The organism is Acidiphilium sp. PM (assembly GCF_000219295.1).
GTDB classification, from domain to species: domain Bacteria; phylum Pseudomonadota; class Alphaproteobacteria; order Acetobacterales; family Acetobacteraceae; genus Acidiphilium; species Acidiphilium multivorum.
The window spans coordinates 1-2560 of sequence record NZ_AFPR01000014.1; the positions used below are offsets into that span (position 1 = coordinate 1).

At 66.9% G+C, this 2560-nt stretch carries 2 protein-coding genes and 1 pseudogene; all 3 read right to left on the reverse strand.

Annotation, left to right across the window (positions count from 1 at the left end):
- Positions 1-43: 43 nt before the first annotated feature.
- On the reverse strand, positions 44-1636 hold the full coding sequence (tnpC, locus tag APM_RS00300) for an IS66 family transposase (RefSeq protein ID WP_007421355.1): 1593 nt from the start codon (positions 1634-1636) through the stop codon (positions 44-46).
- Between the two features lie 51 nt (positions 1637-1687).
- Positions 1688-2035 (reverse strand): IS66 family insertion sequence element accessory protein TnpB, encoded by a 348-nt coding sequence (gene tnpB / locus APM_RS22470; RefSeq protein ID WP_035189610.1) that lies wholly within the window; start codon positions 2033-2035, stop codon positions 1688-1690.
- 198 nt (positions 2036-2233) lie between these two features.
- Positions 2234-2512 (reverse strand): annotated as a pseudogene (locus APM_RS23045) (transposase); the annotation flags it as partial.
- Positions 2513-2560 lie beyond the last annotated feature (48 nt).

Consider the following 2560-nt stretch of genomic DNA (forward strand, 5'->3'; position numbering starts at 1 on the left):
GTAAGCGCAGTCTGAACGACGGCCTTGCGTTGGCGAGTGAGCGCTACGCGGCGGCTGGTAGAGTGGCCTGAGTTTTCCAGTTCCAAGGCAGCAGGGTGTCGATTTCGTTGGCCTTGGTATGGCCGGCGACGATGCGTTCGAGGATTTCGGTGAGCCAGGCGAGCGGCTCGACGCCGCTGAGCTTTGCGGATCCGATCAGCGTCGCCATCAGCGCCCAGTGCTCGGCGCCGGTGTCGTTGCCGGCGAACAGGGCATTCTTCCGTCCCAGGGGGATCCGGCGGATTTCGCGCTCGACGGTGTTGGTATCGAGCTCGATCCGGCCATCGTCGAGGAAGCGGGTCAGCCCCTCCCAGTGCCGCATGACGTAGCGCATCGCCTTCGCCAGCTCGGATCCTTTCGAGATGCGCGGCAGTTGCTCGTCCAGCCACGCGCGCATCGCCTCGATCTCCGGGCGGGATCGCTCCCGCCGCACGGCGAGGCGGCGTTCGGCGGATTGCCCGCGGATCTCGGCCTCGATCGCATAGAGCCGCGCGATCCGGGCCAGCGCCTCGGCCGCGATCGGCGACTGCGTGGCCTGGTGGAATTCGTAGAAACCGCGCCGCGCATGCGTCCAGCAGAAGGCCAGCGCCAGGGCGTCATCGTCGCGCGCCTTCACGACCTTGCCGAACCCGGCATAGCCGTCCACCTGCAGAATGCCGCGGAATGAAGACATATGCGCAGCCGGGCGCTCGCCCTTGCGATCGGTCGCATAGACGAAGGCAACCGCCGGCGGCGCCGGCCCACACCACGGGCGGTCATCGACCGCATAGCACCATAATCGCCCGGTCTTGGTGCGGCCCCGTCCAGGATCCAGCACCGGCAGCGTGGTGTCGTCGGCGAAGATCTTCTCCTGGGCCATCACATGCGAGAGGATCCGATCGTAGAGCGGCCGCAGCCACCAGCACGCCCGGCCGACCCAGTCGCCCAGCGTCGAACGGTCCAGCCGGATCCCGTGTCGCTCGTAGATCTGTGCCTGGCGATACAGCGGCAGATGATCGGCAAACTTGCTGACCAGCACATGCGCCACCAGCGCCTCGCTCGCCATGCCACCATCGATCGGCCGCGGCGGTGCCGGTGCCTGCACCGGCGGCCCGTCGCAGGATGCACAGGCATAGCGTGGCCGGCGGATCACCTTCACCCGGAACGACGCCGGCACAAAGTCCAGCATCCGGCTCACCGTCTCCCCCACCTGATGCAGCGCGCCGCCGCAGCAGGCACATTGCTTCTCCTCAAGATCGACCACGACCTCGACCTGCGGCAGGCTGTCCGGCAACGCCCCGAGATTGCGCTGCCGCCGCTTGCGTTCACGTGTCTGCCCATCCGCCGTGCCAGCTTGCGCCGCTTCGTCTCCCGCAGCCTCCGCCTGTTCGAGATCTTCCAGCGCCAGGGCCAGCTGGTCCGGATCCATTTGTTCGGAGCGTTGGCCAAAGCGATGCCGCTGCAGCTTCGCGATCAGCAGGTGCAGCTTGTCGATCTCCGCGCGCAGATCGTCATTGGCGCTGCGCAGGCCGGCATTCTCATGCTCCGCGTGGCTCACCAGGTCGCGCAGGATGCCCGGGTCGTCGGGAAGGGCGGCAAGATCGATCGGCACGGTCAAACTATCGCAAGCAACCGATTGGCGTGCCAATGACTCTCGCGTGAGCGGGGCCTATCCCGCCAGCACCGGCCGCAGGCTTTGCACCGGTGCACGCCACTCGCAGCCTTCAAGAAGCGTGGCAAGCTGCGCCGGGCTCAGCGACATCAGCGTCGTCCCGCTCTGCGGCCAGGCGAATGCACCCCGCTCCAGCCGCCTCGTCAGCAGGCACAACCCGACACCGTCGTGCCAGAGCAGCTTGATCTGTCCAGCCCGCCGGCCGCGGAATGCGTAGACCGCACCGTCAAACGGGTTCCCGCCAAAGACCTGCTGGACCAGCATCGCCAGCCCGTCCAGCCCCTTCCTCATGTCCGTCCGGCCGCAGGCAAGATAGACCCGAACACCCGCACCCGGCGCGATCATCCGCCCCTCAGCACCGCCAGCACCCGGCTCAACGCCAACTGGTCCACCCCGGCGCCGACACGCAATACCACCCCGTCCGGCAGCGTGATCTCGATCGTCTCCAACGCCGTCGGCGCTGCCCGCCAAGCCCAACGCCGGCACAGTTCCGCTTACCACCGCCCGCGCAAAGCCCGGCACCAGCGGCGCCGCTTCAGCCAGATCGCCATCCCGATATTGCCGACGCCACGTGCTCAGTTGCCCGCTGCTGATCTCGTGCTGACGGCACAACGCCGAAACCATCACGCCGGGCGCCAGGCTCGCCTCCACAATCGCCCGCTTCATCGCCGTCGACCAACGCCGGCGCGCCCCGCGTGTGATTACCTCAACCCGCTCCTTCGAAGCACTCGTATGAAGGCTCGTACGAGCCGCTCCTATCGCCTCAACCCGATCCGCTTCAAAAATCTCAGAAATGCCGACGTCGCTCACGCCCACAAACATCGGGCCCAGTCTGCGTCACAACAACAATGCCGGTCCAACAGCGTTTAC